11 protein-coding genes and 2 pseudogenes are annotated in these 20653 nt (G+C 61.6%); 2 read left to right on the forward strand and 11 right to left on the reverse strand.

Going from position 1 to position 20653, the window contains the following annotated elements:
- Nucleotides 1-16 precede the first annotated feature (16 nt).
- The 7 genes and pseudogenes from VRB54_RS15985 to VRB54_RS16015 form a co-directional block, all read right to left on the reverse strand.
- Nucleotides 17-784 (reverse strand): TenA family transcriptional regulator, encoded by a 768-nt coding sequence (locus VRB54_RS15985; protein ID WP_422396112.1) that lies wholly within the window; start codon nt 782-784, stop codon nt 17-19.
- 78 nt (nt 785-862) lie between these two features.
- A pseudogene (locus tag VRB54_RS15990) lies at nt 863-3324 on the reverse strand (EAL domain-containing protein).
- 71 nt (nt 3325-3395) lie between these two features.
- Entirely contained in the window at nt 3396-5189 is a 1794-nt protein-coding gene (locus VRB54_RS15995) for an ABC transporter ATP-binding protein (protein ID WP_338481119.1), read from the reverse strand.
- A 1-nt stretch (nt 5190) separates the two neighbouring features.
- Nucleotides 5191-5826, reverse strand: coding sequence for a DsbA family protein (locus tag VRB54_RS16000; protein ID WP_338477955.1), 636 nt, complete (start codon nt 5824-5826; stop codon nt 5191-5193).
- Between the two features lie 3 nt (nt 5827-5829).
- A complete protein-coding gene (locus tag VRB54_RS16005) occupies nt 5830-6771 on the reverse strand; it encodes a rhodanese-related sulfurtransferase (RefSeq protein WP_338477956.1) in 942 nt (313 codons plus the stop codon).
- Nucleotides 6772-6873: 102 nt separating this feature from the next.
- Nucleotides 6874-7167 carry a BolA family protein gene (locus VRB54_RS16010; RefSeq protein ID WP_209983295.1) on the reverse strand — a complete coding sequence of 98 codons (294 nt, stop codon included), beginning with the start codon at nt 7165-7167 and terminating at the stop codon, nt 6874-6876.
- Between the two features lie 6 nt (nt 7168-7173).
- Nucleotides 7174-7692 (reverse strand): DUF2059 domain-containing protein, encoded by a 519-nt coding sequence (locus tag VRB54_RS16015; RefSeq protein ID WP_003236690.1) that lies wholly within the window; start codon nt 7690-7692, stop codon nt 7174-7176.
- Between the two features lie 193 nt (nt 7693-7885).
- On the opposite strand from VRB54_RS16015, the gene VRB54_RS16020 reads away from it, so the two are divergent.
- Nucleotides 7886-9274: a class II fumarate hydratase gene (locus tag VRB54_RS16020; RefSeq protein WP_209983297.1), complete on the forward strand. Its 1389-nt coding sequence runs from the start codon at nt 7886-7888 to the stop codon at nt 9272-9274.
- 355 nt (nt 9275-9629) lie between these two features.
- Here VRB54_RS16020 and VRB54_RS16025 read toward each other — a convergent pair whose 3' ends face one another.
- The 3 genes from VRB54_RS16025 to pap all read right to left on the reverse strand — a co-directional run bounded on the left by VRB54_RS16025 (nt 9630) and on the right by pap (nt 13621).
- Entirely contained in the window at nt 9630-10586 is a 957-nt protein-coding gene (locus tag VRB54_RS16025) for a DMT family transporter (RefSeq protein WP_338477957.1), read from the reverse strand.
- Between the two features lie 204 nt (nt 10587-10790).
- Nucleotides 10791-11975 (reverse strand): thiolase family protein, encoded by a 1185-nt coding sequence (locus VRB54_RS16030; RefSeq protein WP_338477958.1) that lies wholly within the window; start codon nt 11973-11975, stop codon nt 10791-10793.
- A gap of 131 nt (nt 11976-12106) precedes the next feature.
- Entirely contained in the window at nt 12107-13621 is a 1515-nt protein-coding gene (gene pap / locus VRB54_RS16035) for a polyphosphate:AMP phosphotransferase (protein ID WP_338477959.1), read from the reverse strand.
- 141 nt (nt 13622-13762) lie between these two features.
- On the opposite strand from pap, the pseudogene mnmC reads away from it, so the two are divergent.
- Nucleotides 13763-15747: pseudogene (mnmC, locus tag VRB54_RS16040) on the forward strand (bifunctional tRNA (5-methylaminomethyl-2-thiouridine)(34)-methyltransferase MnmD/FAD-dependent 5-carboxymethylaminomethyl-2-thiouridine(34) oxidoreductase MnmC).
- Here mnmC and VRB54_RS16045 read toward each other — a convergent pair.
- Nucleotides 15742-20580 carry an NEL-type E3 ubiquitin ligase domain-containing protein gene (locus VRB54_RS16045; protein WP_338477960.1) on the reverse strand — a complete coding sequence of 1613 codons (4839 nt, stop codon included), beginning with the start codon at nt 20578-20580 and terminating at the stop codon, nt 15742-15744. The pseudogene mnmC and the gene VRB54_RS16045 overlap by 6 nt on opposite strands.
- Between the last annotated feature and the right edge of the window lie 73 nt (nt 20581-20653).

The following is a 20653-nucleotide window of genomic DNA, read 5'->3' on the forward strand; positions in this document are numbered from 1 at the left end:
CGCCACTGGGTTTACATCACGCTTCGCTGGCCACGCGTACCGGGCGTTCGCGGGCTGCCACCGGCGCTGTTTCTCTCTCCAGACGCATGCAGCTTTCCAGGAACAGGTACATGTAGTCGTAGCTCTTGCATACGGCCTGGCGCAGTTCTTCCTGCAGGGCTCTGGTCGGGTTCATGCCGGCCAGGGTGCAGATGATCTCAAGCGCTTCCCATGGGTGAGCATCGTCGTACTGGGCATGCATCTTCAACCACTTCATTGCCCGCTTGCGGTCTTCCTCAGGGAAGGCCGCCGCATACACGCCGGTTGAACACACCACGGCCGACCACTCCCCGGTCGCCCCCTCGATCGCATAGTTGGTGGCGGCAATCGCGACGATCAACGCATCGGACGAACTGGTGTGCCAGCACCAATGGCTCAGTGCGTGCAACTCCGGCGGCACGTTTTGCGCCTGCAGCTCTTCAAGACTGACGCCATGGGCACGGGCCCAATGAACCCAATAGTCGGCGTGGTTGAGTTCCACACGAATATTGCGCATCAGCCAACGTCGCGCCATATCCTCCCCAGGATGGCGCGCGAACTTGGTTTTGGTGAGGTTTTGTGCCATGTACAAGGCAAACTGTTCCACCACCGGCCAGCCACCGATCAGGTAGTGACGCATGGTTTTGGCGCTGAGCGTATTGTCGCGCATGCGCTGGTACAGTTCGTGTTCGACAACCCGGCGCTTGCTCTCGCTACAGTCCTGGATCAGCTGTTGTGCCCAGGCTGGGTAACTCGAGGCTTCCATAAGCGGGCCGGTTCGGTTGAATGTGTCGATCACTGTAGGGCTCCTTTTTAAGTGTGATTGTACAGACCAGCAAATGTTTCAGCGGAATGTGCCGGGCGCCTTGAATAACAATGGCTGCGGCCGCGCGGGTCGGCACTGCAAGCTATCGAAGGTAAACAATTGCGGGCGTTCAATCAGGTAGCCCTGAGCGTAATCCACACCAATCTCCAGTAACGCCTGTTCGATTTGGGGTGTCTCTACAAACTCGGCAATTGTGCGCTTACCCATGACATGGCCGATATGGTTGATCACTTCAACCATGGCACGGTTAATCGGGTCGTCCAGCATATCCTTTACGAAACTTCCATCGATCTTCAGGAAGTCTACAGGTAAATGTTTCAGATAAGCGAATGAGGACATTCCGGCGCAAAAGTCGTCGAGAGAGAAGTGGCAACCTAAGGCTTTGAGTTCATTAATAAAGCGAATTGCACTGCCCAAATTGGCGATAGCACTTGTCTCGGTTATTTCAAAACAAATCATTTCCGGTGGAATACTGTAAGTGTTGAATTTCTCACGTAAAAAGCCGAGAAAATCATCATCACCAATGGTGATGCCTGACAGATTGATCGCACACATCGCCATGGGCCGGCCCGGGCGCTCATGCAGGCAACGGGCGATGATCTTGAACACGTTTTCCACCACCCAGCGATCCAGAGACGTCATCAGCCCATAACGCTCGGCCGCCGGAATAAAACTGTCCGGCAGAATGATGCGGCCGGTTTCATCGTGCAGGCGCAACAGGATTTCAACGTGGCCGCTGCCCCCTCCGTTTGCCCCAGCGGCGAAATTTCCTGGGCGTACAGGCAAAAACGATCTTCTTCCAGTGCCATGTGCAAACGCTGTACCCAGGCCATTTCACCAAAGCGCATGGACAGCTCGGAGTCGTCGGCATGGTAGACCTGCACGCGGTTGCGGCCTTTTTCCTTGGCCATGTAGCAAGCCATGTCGGCAGTGCGCAACGAGGTTTCCAGGGTGGTCGGCGTGCTGGTGATATGCACCAGACCGATGCTCACGGTGGTCATGAACGGCCGGCCCTTCCAAACGAAATGCAGGCTTTGCACGGTATGGCGCAGGCTTTCGGCGATCTTTTCCGCCACCGGCGCCGGGCAGTTCTCCAGCAGGATGCCGAACTCGTCGCCGCCCAGCCGTGCCAGGGTGTCCTCTTCGCGCAGGTCCGATTGCAACAACGCGCAGATATGCCGCAGCAGTTCGTCGCCGGTCGCGTGCCCGCACGTGTCATTGACCAGCTTGAACTGATCCAGGTCGAGGAACATCAGCGCATGCCGTGCATTGGGCTGGCGCCCCGCCTGCTGCAACACCTGCTCCAGGCGGTGCTCGAATTCGCGTCGATTGGCCAGACCGGTCAAGGCATCGTGAGTCGCCTGCCAGGACAGGTTGGCGATGTATTGACGCTCCTGGGTCATGTCATGCAGCACCAGCACCGCGCCACTGACCTTGCCCGCGCTGCGGATCGGCGCCCCCACCAGCGTCACCGAAACAGTGCTGCCGTCCATGCGCTGGATCAGCGTTGAATGGTCACTGCCAGCCCTGAGCTGACCTTTGATGATGTGTTCGATCAGGGTAAATCCATCAGGCTCGGCATTTTCATCCAGCAACTTGAACAGCGCCGCCAGTGGCAAACCCTGGGCCTTTGCCGACGTCCAGTGGGTCAGCGCTTCGGCAGCCGGGTTCAGGTAAGTGATCGCGCCGTCGACATCGGTGGTGATGACGCCGTCGCCGATTGATTCCAGGGTGATCTGCGCGCGCTCCCTCTCCAGTTGCAGCGCATCGGCAAACGCGTGGCGCTGGGTCAGCAGTTTGTGCGTGCGCAGCAGCGCCAGTGCGATCAACACCAGGGCGGTGGCCAGATTGGTGATCACCAGCAGCCGCAGGATCATCCGCGACCCCTCGCCCAACGCATCGCTGAAGGCCATGGCTGCCGGCGTCACGCCATCGTTGATTGCAAAAATATGCGCCTTCCAGCGCCGCACATCCTGTTCGCTGACCTGGCCGCTGTTGATCGCGCCGTGCATCGAGCGGGCCAGGTCATCCAGTTGCACCAGGTAGCCGTCGCCCACCGTCCACAGTTCGATAGCTTTTTCCAGGTAGCTGAAATGGCGAAAGTTGAGGTACAGCCAGATCAGACTGGACACATCGTCCGGGTGATTGCCCCCCTTGAGGATGCCCTGGCGTGCAGCCTCGGTGTCCGGCACGGGCTGGTCGAGCGCGATGCGCAGTTCATGCCCGCCCTGGGGAACGGCGATGGCCTGCTGGTATTTGAGATAGGTGGCTGCGTCGCGGTTATCGGCGTAGAGCGTGAGGTAATAGATGGCGTCCTTCTGGCCCTTGGACCACAAGCTTTCACCCGCCACATAGCCACGCACCGCCGACAGCACATACAGACTGAGACAGCCCAACAGTGCCTGAAACAGTACGACGGCAATGAAGGGCCAGACGATGCCCAGCAGCCGTGGCGTTCCTAGAGTCCGCTTTTGCTTCATGAAGTCCCTTGCACATGCACGGCTGGGTAAGCACACGAAAATTTGCTTCCGATAGCTCAGCCTAGGCCAAATCAACGCACTTGTTGCAGGTGCCCGTAAAGTTTGGCGTAAAGCCCGCCATCGGCAATCAACTGCTGGTGGTCGCCATCTTCGGCAATGTGACCGCCATCGAAGACCAAAACTCGATCGGCCTGCTTCACCGCCGACAGACGGTGGGCGATGATGAGTGTAGTACGGCCGCTGAGAAACCGCGCCAGCGCCTGATGCAGGTTGTACTCGGTGGCCGCGTCCAGCGCCGAGGTGGCTTCGTCGAGTATCACCACCTTGGGTTCAGCCAGCACCATGCGCGCAATCGCCAACCGCTGGCGCTGCCCGCCGGAAAAGCGTACACCGGAGCGCCCCACCACACTGTCCAGGCCCAGAGGCAGGGACTTGACGGTCACATCCAGTTGAGCAATTTCCAGGGCCTGCCAGCAGGCCTCATCGCTGCGTTCACGGCCCATGGTCAGGTTGGCGCGCACCGTGTCGTTGAACAGCGCAGGATGCTGCAGCACCACCGCCACGTTTTCGCGGATGGTCTCAAGGCCGATGGCCTGCTGGGTTGCACCGCCGAACCGGATGCTGCCGGCTTGCGCCGTATATAGCCCGAGCAGCAGTTGCACCAGGGTACTTTTGCCGCCGCCGCTGGCACCGACAATCGCGACCTTCTCACCGGGCGCGATGCTCAGGTTCAACTGGTTCAGCACCAGCTCTTCGCCATAGCCGAAATCCACGCCGCGCACGTCAATACCGACCGTCTCGCGCCCGCTGAACGGGTCTTCGCCGCCGGCATACTGCGGCTCGTCGGCACGCGCCAGCAGCTCGTTGATCCGTGTCAGCGCACCGCCCGCCGCATAGTAGGCGTATTGCAGGTTCAGCAACTGTTCCACCGGGCCGATCATGAACCACAGGTAGCTGAACACGGCCAGCATCTGGCCGATGGACAGATCGGAAAACAGCACCGTGAGCATCGCCGCCGCGCGGAAAATATCGATACCGAACTGGAACAACAGGCCACTGGCGCGGCTGGAGGCATCGGTTTTCCATTGCGAGTGGATCGCGTAGTCACGCACTTCCCGGGCACGCTGGCCCAGACGCCCGAGAAAGAAGCCCTGGCGATTGCCGGAGCGCACTTCCTGGATGGCATCCAGGGTTTCGGTAAGCGCCTGGGTGAAGCGCGAGGTGCTGTCGTTTTCCAGCTTCTTGAGGTGCTTGACGCGCTTGCCCAACTGCACCGTGAAGTAGATCACCAGCGGGTTGAACAGCAAAATCAACAGCGCCAACTGCCAATGCATCCACACCAGAATCGCCGAGGTGCCCACCAGCGTCAGCATCGCCACCAGAAAACGGCTGAGGGTTTCGCCGACGAATTTGTCCAGCGTATCCAGGTCGGTGACCAGGTGCGTGGTCACGGTGCCGCTGCCCAGGCTTTCGTATTCGCCGAGGGAGATGCGCTTGAGCCGTTCGATCAGGCGCACGCGGATGCGGTACACGATGTCCTTGGCCAAGCGCGCAAACAAGCGCGCCTGCACCACGTTGAACACCAGCGCGCCACAGCGCAGGGTCAGGGTGACCAGCAGCATCAGGCCGATATAGCCAGCGGCTTTTTGCCAACCCAGGGGTAACGCGTGGTTCATCACCTTGAGCGCGGCATCGCCGCTGCCCAGCAGCACTTCGTCGACCAGCAGCGGCAGCAGCAGGGGAATCGGCACGCTGCACAGGGTCGCCAGCACGGCTACGCCATTGGCGATCCACAGGGATTTTTTGTGACGCAAGGCCAGGCGGCGAATTTCCGCCCAGGTCAGGCGGTCGATGCGGGCGGGCAGCTCAGGCACTGGCCGCTCGCTCAAGCCATCGGCTCAACAACGGCGAAAGCTCGGACAACGGCTGATAGCCGTTGGTCAGCAAGGCCAGTTGGCCATCGCGTTCGGCCAGCAGCGTCGGGAAACCGGCGATGCCCAGGTCCTGCACCCAGCTGAAATCCGCCGCCGTCGCCGCATGCTGCTCGGCACGGTCGAAGGCACCGGCAAATTCGATGCGCGGGATGCCCGCCTGTTCGGCCAACTCCACCAGCACGCTGGCCAGGGTCACATCGCGGCCCTCGACATAAAAAGCGCGCTGGATCAGCCCCAGCAGGATCCACGCGCAATCCGGTGCCAGGCTGCGCGCGGTGACGATGGCGCGGCAGGCAGGTTCGGTGTCGTAGACAAAGCCGTCGGGCAAGGCCCCTTCGCGCTTGAACGGCTGGCCGGTGGCGTCGGTGACGGCCTGCCAGTGTTCAAGGATGTAGCGCCGGGTGGTCGGTTCCAGCGCCGCGCCGCTGCCGGTACGCAGGCCGCCCACCACCAGGTGCACGTCCACGCCGGCCGCCTGGGCCTGCTCAACCAGCGCCTGCGCCACCGGGGAAAAGCCCCAGCACCAGGAACACATCGGGTCCATCACATAGAGCAGGCGCGCGGACATGGGTCAGGCCTCGGAAGGGGTTTGCTTGTAGTTGAAGCCAATCGGATGCGGCAGGTTGCGCGCCTTGGCCAGCTCGATCTGCTTCTGCCGGTCGATGGCGCTGCGACGGGTTTTCTCCGGCAGCTTATCCCAGCAATGCGGGCAACTGATGCCGGCCACATAGTGCTCGGACGCACGGTCCTCGACGCTGACCGGTGTGCGGCAGGCATGACACTGATCGTAGTCGCCTTCGCTGAGGTCGTGACGCACGGTGACCCGGTTGTCGAACACAAAGCAGTCGCCTTGCCATTTGGTTTCTGCCTGCGGCACCTCTTCGAGGTACTTGAGGATACCGCCCTTGAGGTGATAGACCTCATCGAAGCCCTCGCTGAGCATGAAGCTGGAGGCCTTCTCGCAGCGAATGCCGCCGGTGCAGAACATCGCGACCTTCTTGTGTACGGCCGGGTCGAAGTGGGCCTTGATGTAGTCGGGAAACTCGCGAAAGCTGGTGGTCTTCGGGTCGATCGCACCTTCGAAGGTGCCGATGGACACTTCGTAGTCGTTGCGGGTATCGATCAACAGCACCTCGGGGTCGCTGATCAGCGCATTCCAGTCCAGCGGTTCAACGTAGGTGCCGACCTTTTTGTTCGGGTCGACGCCTTCGACGCCCAGGGTCACGATCTCTTTCTTGAGCTTGACCTTGGTGCGGTAGAAAGGCTGGTCGTCGCAGTAGGACTCTTTGTGGTCGATGTCGACCATGCGCGGGTCTTTCTTCAACCAGGCCATCAGGCCATCAATGCCCTCGCGGCTGCCGGATACGGTGCCGTTGATGCCTTCCTCGGCAATCAGCAGGGTGCCTTTGATGCCGTTGTCGACCATTGCCTGCAGCAGTGGCTCGCGCAGGGCAACGTAATCTTCGAGGGTGACGAACTTGTACAGTGCCGCCACGACGATGGGGTGGGTCATGGGTGTTCTCTCCAGGTGGCTACCCTCGTAAGGGGTGAACCGGATGCCAAAAAAAACGCGCCGACTGAGCGGCGCGTTGCGGATTCTATCAGGGAAAACCCGTCAATGTCCGCCGGCGCAGGTCGGCGAGGCCGGGGCTGCGTCGATTTTCGCCCATTCATCAGGCGTGTAGGTATGCAGCGCCAGCGCATGAAACTCGCTCATCAGGTCACCCAGGGTGGCGTAGACCGTCTGGTGGCGCTTGACACGGTTGAGCCCCTCGAACTGCTGGCTGACCAGCACGGCCTTGAAGTGGGTCTGCAACCCACGGCTGTGCATGTGGCTTTCATCCAGCACGCTCAGATGTTGCGGGCTCAGGGCGGCGAGCGCGGTTTCGATACGCTGTTGCATGGTCATTCCTGCTTACTTCTTCTTGGCCGGTGCGGCGGCTTTTGGCGTCAGCTCGTTGGTCATGTCTTCCAACAGCTTGTTCACTACCGGCACGGCGCTTTCCAGTTTGGCCTGGGTCATCTGGGCCGATTGCTGGGTCAGCTGCGGCATTTTTTCCAGCACTTTCTTGCCCAGCGGCGACTGGTAGAACGCAACCAGGTCCTTGAGCTCGGATTCGCTGAAGTTGGTGGTGTAGAGCTTGACCATGTCCGGTTTCAGCTTCGGCCAGCCGATGGCCTGGTCGAGCGCGGCGTTGGCCTTGGCCTGGTAGCTGTCCAGTACGGACTGCTTGGCGGCAGGCGCCTTGGTCTGTTCGAAACGCTGGGCGAACATTTGTTGCACTTGCATGTACACCGGGGTTCCCAGCTTGTCGGCATGGGCCAGGGTAAGGAAGGCTTCGGCACTGGCGTTGTGGCTGGCGGTATCGGCAAAAACCTGGCCGCTGGCGCAAACCAGAGCAACCGCGGTACAGATGGCACGAAGACGAGTCATCGAGTTTCCTTTTCTACAGGCGAGGTAAAACCCCAAGGGCGACCATTCTGCGCCTAAAAAACCTCGCGGCTCAACCCCAGGCCTTGTCGGACAAGGATCAGCGCCGCTTTAATCCGATGAAAAGTCTTTTATGGAACCCCCCTGCCCCATCACGGCCTAAACTGCGCTGACTGACTTCAAGGAGAGTGCCCGAATGAGCCGTATCGAAACCGACAGCCTGGGAGACGTCCACGTCCCGGATGACGCTTACTGGGGCGCCCAGACCCAACGTTCGCTGGTGAATTTCGCCATTGGCGAGCAACGCATGCCACTGGCTGTGTTGCACGCCCTGGCCCTGATCAAGAAAGCCGCCGCGCGGGTCAACGACCGCAACGGCGACCTGCCCGCCGACATCGCCCGCCTGATCGAACAGGCCGCCGACGAAGTGCTCGCCGGTACTCACGACGACCAGTTCCCGCTGGTGGTATGGCAGACCGGCAGTGGCACCCAGAGCAACATGAACGCCAACGAAGTGATCGCCGGACGCGCCAACGAACTGGCGGGCAACAACCGCGGCGGCAAGAGCCCGGTGCATCCCAACGACCATGTGAACCGCTCACAAAGCTCCAACGACTGCTTCCCCACCGCCATGAGCATCGCCACCGTAAAAGCGGTGCACGAACAATTGCTGCCAGCGATCACCGTATTGTCCGGCGGCCTGGCGGAGCTGGCGGCGCGGCACATGAAGCTGGTGAAGACCGGCCGCACCCACATGATGGACGCCACGCCGATCACCTTCGGCCAGGAACTCTCGGCCTTCATCGCCCAGCTCGACTATGCCGAACGCGCCATCCGCAGCGCCCTGCCCGCCGTGTGCGAACTGGCCCAGGGCGGCACTGCCGTCGGCACCGGGCTCAACTCGCCCCACGGTTTTGGCGAAGCGATCGCCGCCGAGCTGGCGGCCCTTTCCGGCTTGCCGTTCGTGACCGCGCCGAACAAATTCGCCGCCCTCTCCGGCCACGAACCGCTGGTGACCCTGCACGGCGCGCTGAAAACCCTGGCTGTGGCCCTGATGAAAATCGCCAACGACCTGCGCCTGCTCGGCTCCGGCCCCCGCGCCGGCCTGGCCGAAGTCAAACTGCCGGCCAACGAACCCGGCAGCTCGATCATGCCCGGCAAGGTCAACCCCACCCAATGCGAAGCCCTGTCGATGCTGGCCTGCCAGGTACTGGGCAACGACGTCACCATCGGCATCGCCGCCAGCCAGGGCCACCTGCAGCTCAACGTGTACAAGCCGGTGATCATCCACAACCTGCTCGAATCCATCCGCCTGCTGGCCGACGGCTGCAACAACTTCCAGGAACACTGCATCGCCGGCCTGGAACCGGACGCCGAACAAATGGCCGAACACCTGGAACGCGGCCTGATGCTCGTCACCGCGTTGAACCCACACATCGGCTACGACAAGTCCGCACAGATCGCCAAAAAAGCCTATGCCGAAGGCCTGACCCTACGCCAGGCCGCACTGGACCTGGGCTACCTCACCGACGAAGAATTCGACAAATGGGTACGCCCTGAAAACATGCTGGAAGCCGGCCATTAAAAAGCCTTTGATCCGCTCTTGATCTTGATCTTGATCTCAGGCGCCCCGTCAACCACGCTGGCCGAACGCAGGCTTGAATCCGTGGGTAACCCGGCAGGACGCCGGGTTAGCCGCACTGGGCCAGGGATGGCCCATTGCGGCGGCCCACGGATTCAAGCCTGCGTTCGGGCACACCGAGCCTGAGCGAGGTGCCGAGTGGTGGGGCGAGGACCTTTTGGTTACTTTTGGGTCCTTCCAAAAGTGACCCGCCGTAAGGGCGGAACCAATAGCCGCCATAACCGCAGCAACGGATATGTACACAACCAAACCACCATCGGGAGCAAGCCCCCTCCCACATTTGAAACGCTGTACGCCCTCAGGAAGCCAGTCTTAACCGACGAGCCCTGAGCCCCGCAATCAAAGAAGGCGCCAAGGCGACCATCGCCGACCCCATCACCACCACCAACGCCCCAAAATACCCCAACGCATTAATCTCCTCAGCCCGCACAAACCCAGGCCACCACCACGCCGCCAACGCCACCGCCACAAAAGTCACCAACGGCGTCAACGCCAGGGTCGCACTCACCCGGGATGCCTCCCAGTGTGCCAGCGCCTCCGCAAACGCCCCATACGCCACCAACGTATTCATACAACACGCCAGCAGCAACCACCCCTGCAACGGACTCAACGCCAACGCCTCCAGCGGCTGCGCCCATGGCGTCAACAACGCCGCGCAAAACAGATAAATCACCATCATCACCTGCAGCGAATTCCACACCGTCAGCAACTGCTTCTGCCCCAGCGCATAAAACACCCAGATCGTGGTCGCCAGCAGCACCGTCAACACCCCGGCCGTATAAGTGCCCATGGACGTGAGCAACTCCGCCAGACGCTGATTGAAGAACAACCCGAAGCCCACAATCAACACGACCAACCCCAAGCCTTGCCCCAGGCTGAAGCGCTCCTTGAACACAAAAACACTGGCGACCATCAGAAAGATCGGCCCCATCTGCACCACCAGTTGCGCGGTGCCGGGGCTGAGCATTTTCAGGCCCACCAGGTACAGCACGTAGTTGCCTACCAGTCCGCACACGGCCATTGCCACCAACCCGCCACCTCTGGGGCCCAGCACTTTCAAGCTGGGCAAGCGCCGGGTCGCCGCCAGGTAGATGAACAGGCAACCGCCGGCCACCATCAGGCGAAACCAGGTGACGGTAATCGGGTCCATCACTTGCAAGACCTGTTTGAGCTTGATCGGGAGAATGCCCCAGAGCAATGCGGTCAGCAGGGTCAGGAGAAAACCGTAGACCCAGCGACCGGAAGAGATGTGCATGAGGTGCCCCGAATGCCTGAGGTAGAAGAGCCTGCATTCTAGGGGCAAGCAAACAGATCGGGCTATGCCCTAATGCCGTTCAGTCAAGCGCAGATCCCCTGTGGGAGCAGTGGGTCAGTCAACATCAATGTTTGCTGGGCCGACGCCTTCGCAGGCAAGCCCGCTCGCCACAGAGGCTCCAGTTTGCTGCGCGACAGCGCTAGTTCAGCGCACAGCTTCAAAGAGTCCGCTCGCGCCCATGCCGCCGCCCACGCACATGGTGACGATGCCATAGCGCAGATGACGCCGCTGCAGCTCGCGCACCAGGTGCCCCACTTGCCTGGACCCGGTCATGCCGAACGGGTGGCCGATAGCGATAGCACCGCCATTGACGTTGTACCTGGCATTGTCGATTTCCAGCCGGTCACGCGCATACAGGCACTGGGACGCGAACGCTTCGTTGAGTTCCCACAGGTCGATATCCGCCACCTGCAAGCCTTTCGCCTTGAGCAGTTTGGGCACCGAGAACACCGGCCCGATGCCCATCTCGTCGGGTTCGCAGCCGGCCACGGTAAAGCCACGGAAAAACGCCTTGGGCTTGAGCCCCAGTGCCAGCGCTTTCTCCAGGCTCATCACCAGCGTCATCGAGGCGCCATCGGACAACTGCGAGGCATTGCCCGCCGTCACCGAGCCGTCTTCGGCAAATACCGGCTTCAAGCCGCTGAGGCTGGCTAGGGTGGTGTCGGGGCGGTTGCAGTCGTCGCGGTCGACCACACCATCGAGAATCTGCACGGCGCCCGTGTCCTTATCCTCGACCCGGTACTTGACCGCCATCGGCACGATTTCATCATCGAACAGGCCATCCGCCTGCGCCTGCGCGGTGCGCTGCTGGCTTTGCAGCGCATACGCGTCCTGCGCTTGGCGGCTGACGTGGTAGCGGCGCGCGACAATTTCGGCGGTCTGGCCCATGGGGAAATAGATGCCCGGCACCTGTTCCTTGAGCAACGGGTTGATGAGGTTGTCAGTGTTGATGCTCTTCAGGGTCAGGCTGATGGACTCGACGCCGCCGGCGACAATGATCTCGCTGCAGCCCGAGGCAATCTGGTTGGCCGCCATGGCAATCGCCTGCAGGCCGGACGAACAGAAGCGGTTGAGCGTCATCCCCGCCGTTCCTGTGCCCAACCGCGACAACACCGCCACGTTGCGCCCGATGTTTTGGCCCTGGGCGCCTTCGTTGGAGGCCGCGCCGACGATGCAGTCTTCCACCGTCGCCGGGTCAATGCCGTTGCGGGTGAGCAGCGCGTTGACGCAATGGGCCGCCATGTCATCCGGGCGAGTCTGGTTGAACTTGCCGCGAAAGGACTTGGCCAGGCCGGTTCGAACGCTGTCGACGATCACTACTTCACGCATGGGCTACCTCGATCTTGTGGTTGTTGGCAGATCAATCGAGGATAGATCCAGACCCGCCCCACCGCGATGATCATTCACCCGGCCTATACAAAAGCATGGTGATCAGGCTGCCTGTGGCAAACGGCCGGCGGTTATTTCTTTTTCTTCTTCTCGCGCTTGCCAGCGTGCTCGAACGCCTCTTCCAGCGCCCGGTTGATCGTGCGCAACACCTTGACCCGCGCCCAGCGCTTGTCGTTGGCCTCCACCAGCGTCCAGCACGCAACCTCGGTGCTGGTACGGTCGACCATATCGCCGACGGCGGTGCGGTAGGCGTCCCACTTGTCGCGGTTGCGCCAGTCGTCCTCGGTGATCTTGAAGCGCTTGAACGGAATCTCCTCGCGCGCCTGGAAGCGTTCGAGCTGGGTCTGCTTGTCGATGGCCAGCCAGAACTTGACCACGATCACCCCGGCGTCGCTCAGTTGCTCTTCGAAGTCGTTGATCTCGCCATAGGCGCGCATCCAGTCGGCCGGGGTGCAAAAACCCTCGACCCGCTCCACCAGCACACGGCCGTACCACGAGCGGTCGAACACGGTGAACATGCCGCGCGCCGGAATCTTCTGCCAGAAGCGCCACAGGTAGGGTTGGGCGCGCTCGTCCTCGCTGGGCGCGGCAATCGGCACGATGTGGTACTGGCGCGGGTCCAGCGCGGCGGCGACCCGGCGGATGGCGCCGCCCTTGCCCGCCGCGTCGTTGCCTTCGAACACGGTGACCAGCGCGTGCCTGCGCATGCGCTTGTCACGCATCAGGCCAGAGAAGCGCGCCTGCTCGGTAATCAGTTGTTCTTCGTAGTCGTCCTTGTCCAGGCTCAATGTCATGTCGAGGCTGTCGAGCAGGCTTTTTTGATCGACCGAGGTCAGCAACGGTGCCGGGTTCATCCCACTGGTTTTGGCGTTGGGCAACTTCAATGCACTTTGCAGTCCCTCGAGGAGAATTTTGCCCACGGTGAGGCTGCGATAGTGCGCATCGACGCCCTCGATCACGTGCCACGGCGCATAGTCGCGGCTGGTGCGACGCAGGATGCGTTCGCCAAAATGGACAAACTTGTCGTAAGTCTTCGATTGCTGCCAGTCCAGCGGGCTGATGCGCCAGCTGTGCAGCGGGTCGTCGGCCAACGATTTGAGCCGCGCCTTCATCTGTTTTTTGGACAGGTGGAACCAGAACTTGAAGATCAGCGCGCCTTCGTCACACAGCATTTTCTCCAGCCGCTCGGCACCGGCGATGGCCTGGTCGAGCCGGGCATCCTTGATCTGCCCGTGCACCCGGCCCTGCAGCATCTGGCTGTACCAGTTGCCGAAGAAAATGCCCATGCGCCCCTTGGCCGGGAGCTGACGCCAGTAGCGCCAGGCCGGCGGGCGCGCCAGTTCTTCGTCGGTCTGCTGGTCGAAGGTGCGCACCTCGATCAGGCGCGGGTCCATCCATTCGTTGAGCAGCTTGACGGTTTCGCCCTTGCCGGCGCCTTCGATGCCGTTGATGAGGATGATCACCGGGAAGCGCTTTTGCTGGTGCAGCTCGTACTGCACTTCCAGCAGCGCTTCACGCAGCGCGGGAACCTCTGCCTCGTAGGTGTCTTTGTCGATGGCGTGACCGATTTCGGCGGATTCGAACATGGGCAGCTCCGTTTCAAGATGGCTCAAGACTAGCGGATTGGGCAACGACACGCGGGAGGAAATTCCACCAGCGCCTGTCATCGGGCAAATCATTGTCGGTTGATCGGCTAGAATGGTCGCCTTGCCTTTGCCGAGCCGCCCATGAACCCCGTAACCCACGCCCAGCTCGACTGGGACGACCAAGGTCGCCCACACTCGCGGGTCTTCGACGACGTGTACTTCTCCGACCAGTCGGGCCTTGCAGAAACCCGCTATGTGTTCCTTGAACAAAATCGCCTGCAGGAGCGCTTTGCTGCCCTGCCTGCGGGCGGTCGGCTGGTGATCGGCGAAACTGGCTTCGGCACCGGGCTGAATTTTCTATGCGCCTGGCAGTTGTTCGAACAGCACGCCGTGGCGGGCGCGCGGCTGCATTTTGTCAGCGTCGAAAAATACCCGCTGAGCCACGCCGACCTGCAACGCGCCCTCGCCCTCTGGCCGGAACTTGCACCGTTCGCCGCACAACTGCTGGCCCAATACATTGCCATCCACCAGGGTTTCCAGCGCCTGGTGCTGGACAATGGCCGCGTGACCCTGACCCTGTTGATCGGCGACGCGCTGGAGCAGTTGCCGCAACTGGACGCGCAGATCGATGCGTGGTTTCTCGACGGGTTTGCCCCGGCGAAAAACCCGGACATGTGGACCGCCGAGTTGTTCGTCGAACTGGCGCGTCTGGCCGCGCCGGGGTCGACCATTAGCACCTTCACCAGCACCGGCTGGGTACGCCGGCTGATCAATGCTGCCGGGTTCAAGATGAAACGCACGCCGGGCATCGGGCATAAATGGGAAATTTTGCGCGGTGAGTTTCTTGGCTGGCCGGCGCAATCACCCGCACCGCCCACGGCCAAGCCCTGGTTCGCACGCCCCCGGCCATCGAAGGCGAGCGCCACGCCATGGTGATCGGTGGTGGCCTGGCAGGTTGCGCGACGGCCGCCAGCCTCGCCGCACGCGGCTGGCGCGTCAGCCTGTTGGAGCGGCACGCCGCCCTGGCCCAGGAAGCTTCCGGCAATCCCCAGGGCGTGCTGTACCTCAAGCTGTCGGCGCATGGTACGGCCCTGTCCCAACTGATACTCAGTGGTTTCGGCCACACTCGGCGGTTGCTTGAACACTTGCATCGCGGCGTCGACTGGAACGATTGTGGCGTACTGCAACTGGCCTTCAATGCCAGGGAAGCTGAACGCCAGGCGCAGTTGGCCGACGCATTTGCGCCGGGCCTGTTGCACCTGCTGGACCAAACCGCGGCCCAGGCACGCGCAGGTGTGACCCTGGATCAGGGTGGCCTGTTTTTTCCGGAGGGCGGCTGGGTGCATCCACCGGCGCTGTGTCAATGGCAGGCGCAACACCCGCTTATCGAAGTGCTGACCCATCATGAAGCCCTTGAGTTGCAACGGGTCGAGGGCCAATGGCAGGCGCGGGCCGACGACACACTGCTGGCCAGCGCCAGCGTGGTAGTGCTCGCGGGCGCCGCCGACATCAAGCGTTTCCCGGCCAGCGCCGACCTGCCGCTCAAGCGTATTCGCGGGCAAATCACCAGCCTGGCACAAACCCCCGACAGCCAGGCGTTGGCCACCGTCGTGTGCGCCGAGGGCTACGTCGCTCCCGCGCGCCTGGGCGAACATACCCTGGGCGCCAGCTTCGACTTCAAGCGCGATGATCTTGCGCCCACAGTTGCTGAGCATATTGGCAACCTGGAAATGCTGCGGGAAATCTCCACCGATTTGCTGCAACGCCTGCGCGCCGAGCAATTGCCGCCGCAACAGCTGCAGGGCCGCGCGGCGTTCCGCTGCACCAGCCCGGACTACCTGCCGATTGTCGGGCCATTGGCCGATCACGCTGCCTTCGACCGAGTCTACGCCGCCCTGCGCAAGGATGCCCGCCAGGTGCCCGACGCCGCATGCCCCTGGCTCGATGGTCTGTATATCAACAGCGGCCACGGCTCGCGCGGTCTGGTCACCGCGCCGCTGTGCGCGGAGCTGCTGGCGGCCTGGCTCGACGATGAGCCGCTGCCGCTGCCCGCCAGCGTGGCCGAGGCCTGCCATCCGAACCGGTTTGCCCTGCGCGGATTGATTCGCGGCAAAGCCCATTCATAGAAGTGGGGCGCGGCAGACATTCAGTCGATCAATCTTGAGCGCATCCTCGGTCAGGCTTTCAAGCCTGGCTTTTTCAGCCTGGGCCTGCTCACTCAGCACCTGTTCCATCTGCACACGGTAATCGGCGTCATCCAGGGTCAGCACCTGGTCAAACACCTCCTGCATGCGTTGCTCGAACGGCTGGTTCAAACGTTCGAACTGGCGGTTGAAGGTTTTCTTCAGATAGCCATTCCACAGCGGCAACTCGATCAGGTATTTCAACAACGCCGGGGACAGCTCCGCCGTTTGCAACTGGCCAGCCGCTGACGCAATGACCTCGGACGTTACCCCACCCAGGCGGGCAAAGCGCATGTGCTTGGGTTGGCCCGGCAAATAGAAGCGGTCGGCCAACCCGGTGCGAAAGGCCAGGCTCACTTCCAGCGGGTCGACACTGGGATGGCCTGCAATGTGGGTTTGCGCGTACCGCTCAAGCTGATCAAGCCGAAACAATCCCTTGCCCAGGCGCAACAGCGGTTTGGCCGTCAGCACCCCGCCCTCAACGCCTTTGGCCGCTTTATGTACCTCAGTCAGCACTTCAAGGTTGGCAAAGCTCACCGCTGCGGCATCATCACAATTGAGCGGTGTGGCGGCGCGTTCGAAAATCTCTGCACGCAGTTGCGCGTCGGCTTCAGCTGCGCTCAACACACGCCACACCCGCTGGCTCAAGTCCTCATGGACCTGGCTGGCATCCGCCGTGCCACCCAGTTCGGACAGCAGTTGAAACAGCCCGTCAGAGCCGCTTTCATCCTTGAGCCCGTTCCAGGCGATTTTTCTCGCGGCATAATCCGTCCGGCTGCTGTCCAGCCATAGCTCGCGGGCTTTCTGCTCGTTCAAGCGGGCGATGTCGTCTTCCAGGAAGCCCATGCCGATGCCGGTGCGCCGACGATAATTACTCAGCAACTGACGACTGGGACCGTCCAGTGGATTCTGTCGCAGGTTAAGAGGCCGTGCAGCGTTACGAGGGAGATCGAACAGCCACTTGGGCAAGGCTGCGATCTCATTGTCACGCAGGTCGAGGTAGTCCAGGTAAGGCAGCTTGCGCAGAGCGACGGGCAAGTCCGTGAGCCGGCAGTTACGCAGGAACAGCTCACGCAGGCTGAACATTCGATCGAGCGCAGGCGGGTCCAGCAGCGGGTTGTTGCTCAGGTTGAGCACCTGGAGGTCGGTCATGCCCGCCAGCTTGGCGCGGGTGTATTCGGTAAGTTGCAGGCGGTTGTCGTCCAGGTACAAGCGCTTCAGGTCAGGCATCAGCGACAGCGCTTCGGGCAAGCGGCTGATCCGGTTGTCCTGCAGTTCAAGGGTTTCCAGGCCCTTGAAGTGCTTGAGGAAATATCCCACATCGTCGCTGAGTTCCAGGTGATTGAGCGACAACTGGCGGATATGGCCAAAGTTGACCGTATTCGGCAACGTCGGCAGCGGCCCCATCACCATGCCATCCAGGTCCAGCGTCGGCACCCTGACACCCTGTTGATCCGGAGCGAGGATCATGCGCCTCCAGGCATTTTCGATCCGGTGCCTCACGTAATAGCGACTGACGCGGTAATCCTCCACCGGATAGGGTAGCCCTCGCAGCGAGTTATTATCGCGTTGCCACACCTTGAGTGCCCGGTGCAGGGCATCAAACTCACGCTCCAATGCCTGCACCGCCCTGGCGCGCGACAGGTGGTCAGTGCCTTGCTCGTCGAGAAACGCCGTTATCTGCAGCTCATCGAATAAGGGATACAGCTTTCTGACCTTGGCCACCAACGGCTTCGGATGCTGCTGGACATTGACCAGTGCCTGCGCCACACACAGCGGCTCAGGCTCGGATTCCGGCGCAGTATGCTCCGGCCGCAGATACCGCGAAATCTTCCCTCGCTGCGCTTGGGCCTGCGCCCACAACGAGTCGCGCAAATGGCTGCGGGCGCTCGGCCCGGACATCCTCAACACACCGCGTTGCTCGGCGGACAGCGCATCGAGCATGGCCTGATACAGGCCCTCATGTCCCTCGGCCACGCTCGCCAGGGCCTTGCCCTGCTCATCAAAGGCCTGAACACCTTGGGCCGACTTGACCAGGGTGCGCTTCATCGTTGCCGACTGGTTCCCCACCTCGCCCATCAGGCGCCCGTTAAAAGTTTCGGCGCGCACCTGCAGCGCAAGCTCCCGGGGCCAACCGGGCAAACGCGCGAGCAGGCCCGTGGCCATGCGCGTCGTGTCTTCGGTGGCCAGTTCCGGGAGCAACAGGCCGAGCAATGCGTGATCTTCCTCGAAGGTCTCCAGGGTTTCGCGAGCGTGTTGCGCCAGCAGCAACGGCACACGCCGGGTGTCCCGCATTTGCCGGCGATGCCGTAGCGACATTTTGAACAGCAAGTCCCTGACCATGCGGTTCGGCAAACGAGGGTAGCGCGACTTGAGCAGATCATAGGCGGAATGCGCCGGTTCATCGGCGCTCACATACAGCTGCTCATACACCTGCCGATGCGTGCGTTTGAGCGAAGCCAGCAGCTTGCGCGTCAAGGTTGCCTGGCGTTCGCCCGCCTCGACCTCGCCTCCCAGCAGCGTTTCGGCTTCCTCAGGGTCAAGCGCTGCCAGCAGGGTCGGCATCACTTCACCGTCCTCTACCTGTTGCTCGGTGATGTGGATGCTCAAGTCCTCGTAGTCAAAAGGCGACGTGTCCGGATAGCGTTCGAGCAAATTGCCATGGTTGTCCAGCACCTCGAAAAATCGGCCTTTGGGCCAGCCCTCCAGCAACGGCAGAGCCCGCAACTGCGCAAGGGCCGTATTGGCATCCGGCCGGGGCTGGTGTTCAAGCTGCCACGCCAGGTCACGCACCTTCTGGTTTTGCCGCAGACGCACCACACCGTCGCGAAAGCGTTCCGGCAGCGGCATGCTTTCTCTGGCCAGGGTTCGAAGACGGGGGAGGGTCAAGCCGGTGATCGACGCGATGCCGCGCAATTGATCTTCGGGAATGGAGAGGAGGCCTGGATCGAGCCGGACCAGCAAATGGCGTTCATCAAACCATTGATCCGCACGTTCAAACGTGAACTGCCAGCCACCTTGGCCGTTGTGCCGCAACGGGGGGCGATACGCGGTATTACGCAGAGCATGACGGGCGCGCCAGTGCCCCAGCCGCGCGTCATAGGTAATCGAATACAACGCGCCGTCGACCTTGATATAGGACTGGCCGTTGGCCTGGTAGATACCCTGCGAATTGGCGATGGCATGCGCATCGATTTCCCACAGCTGACGGTAGGCACCCAAGCGCCGTCGCCATAATCGAGGCGTGTCACCCGGGTGCCGAATGGCCTCCACCTTGTCGAAAAATGCCGCAGGCGCGATCTTTGTCGCCTTGATCACTTGACTCACCGTTTTCACGCCAGCGGCGAACAAGACCATGCCTGCAATGTTTTCCACTACATTCAGCACATGCTCCAACGCTTGGGACTGCTCGCCATGGCTCCAGTCCTCCACCGCTTCGAACATCTCCCCAAGCATCTCCCCCACGGCCACGCCCATCATCAACTGCCCGAACACCGGCACCACCAGCCCGGCGAGGTTCAACAAGGTCAGGCCGGCCTCCAGGTAGGCCTGCAAACGCTTGCGGCGCGCTTCTTCGTCGACCTCTGCCGTCGGCACCGCCAGCACCTGGGCATCGAGCTGGATCCTGCGGGTCAGGGCGCTGAAGAAAAACCCCGATGGACTGGCCAGCACCGACATTGGTGCCACGCGCTCCAGTGTCTTGTTTTTGTCAAAATGCTGGAGAAACTCAAGGCGTTCTGACTCATCCAGGTAACGCGCGAAAAAGCTGCAATAAGCCGGCACTTGCAGCTTGAGCGTCAGGTAGGTCTTGAAGTCCTCAATCGTGGGGTATTCAAACCAGGGCCGTGTCGGTTCATTGGGCATGTAGACCAGTAAAGGCCCGGCGGGGAATCCCTCGGCCGCTCCATGACTGAAGATCAACACGCCCCACACGCAAGCGTCATGGATCGACAAAGCCTGCCAGATTAATGGCTTACCTTGGAACGACAGGCCCTTGAGCTCAGCAGCCGGTAAGTCGGCCTTGAGCACCTTCAGCAACGCCGCATAGGCATGCTCACTGATGTTCGCCTTGGCGAAGGCAATATGCAGATCGATTTGCATGTCCATCGACTTGCATCGACCTATGTCGCCAACTGCCGGGTTATAAGCACTCGACACGCTCTGCCCATCGTCAGAATCGGACAGTTCGAACACATCGCGCAGATGCTGTTGATAGGCCTCGCCCACGTCCGCTTCCCGGCAGTAAGCCGCGAAGGTCTCAGCGCCCAGGCGAGGCTCCACCTGCTGACTGGCAGCCAAGCGTATCAGCGACCCTCTGGGCATTCCCCCCTTGACGGCCTGGGCCGAAGTGAAGTTGTGCATGGCAGCCTGCAGCAGGCTGTGCTTTTGCACCGCCGTCGTGCCAATCGTGAGCCCGGGAAAACCGCCAACGCCAATGATTTCGCGCACCGGCATCTCTATCTGGTCATTCTCGATGTCCAGATGAGCAAACCCCTTGCCCACCAGCAAGGTGCGCAGACGTTCGGCGCAAAATCGATCAAGCGGCGTGATCCGGCTCAGCAACGCCTCAGCCCGTTCGCGCGGCTGCTGACTGGCCAGGTGTGCGTCCTTGAGGGCGTGGCGGGTGGACGGGGTGGCTGTCGTCAGCCACGGCGGCAGGGTGTTTTGCAGTACCTGGGCCTTGTCGAGATCTCCGGTTATTTCCAGCAATGCCCCGGTAATCTGGTCCTCGGTCACAGGGGCGGGCGTCCGGGCTACAGCCTGTTGTTGCGTCATGGGCAACGGTCCTTATTGCGTTGAAGAATGACCCCCGACAATAAGCATTGCGCTGCCGTGGAAGGGTTCAAAT

The organism is Pseudomonas trivialis (assembly GCF_036864995.1).
GTDB classification, from domain to species: Bacteria; Pseudomonadota; Gammaproteobacteria; order Pseudomonadales; family Pseudomonadaceae; genus Aquipseudomonas; species Aquipseudomonas trivialis.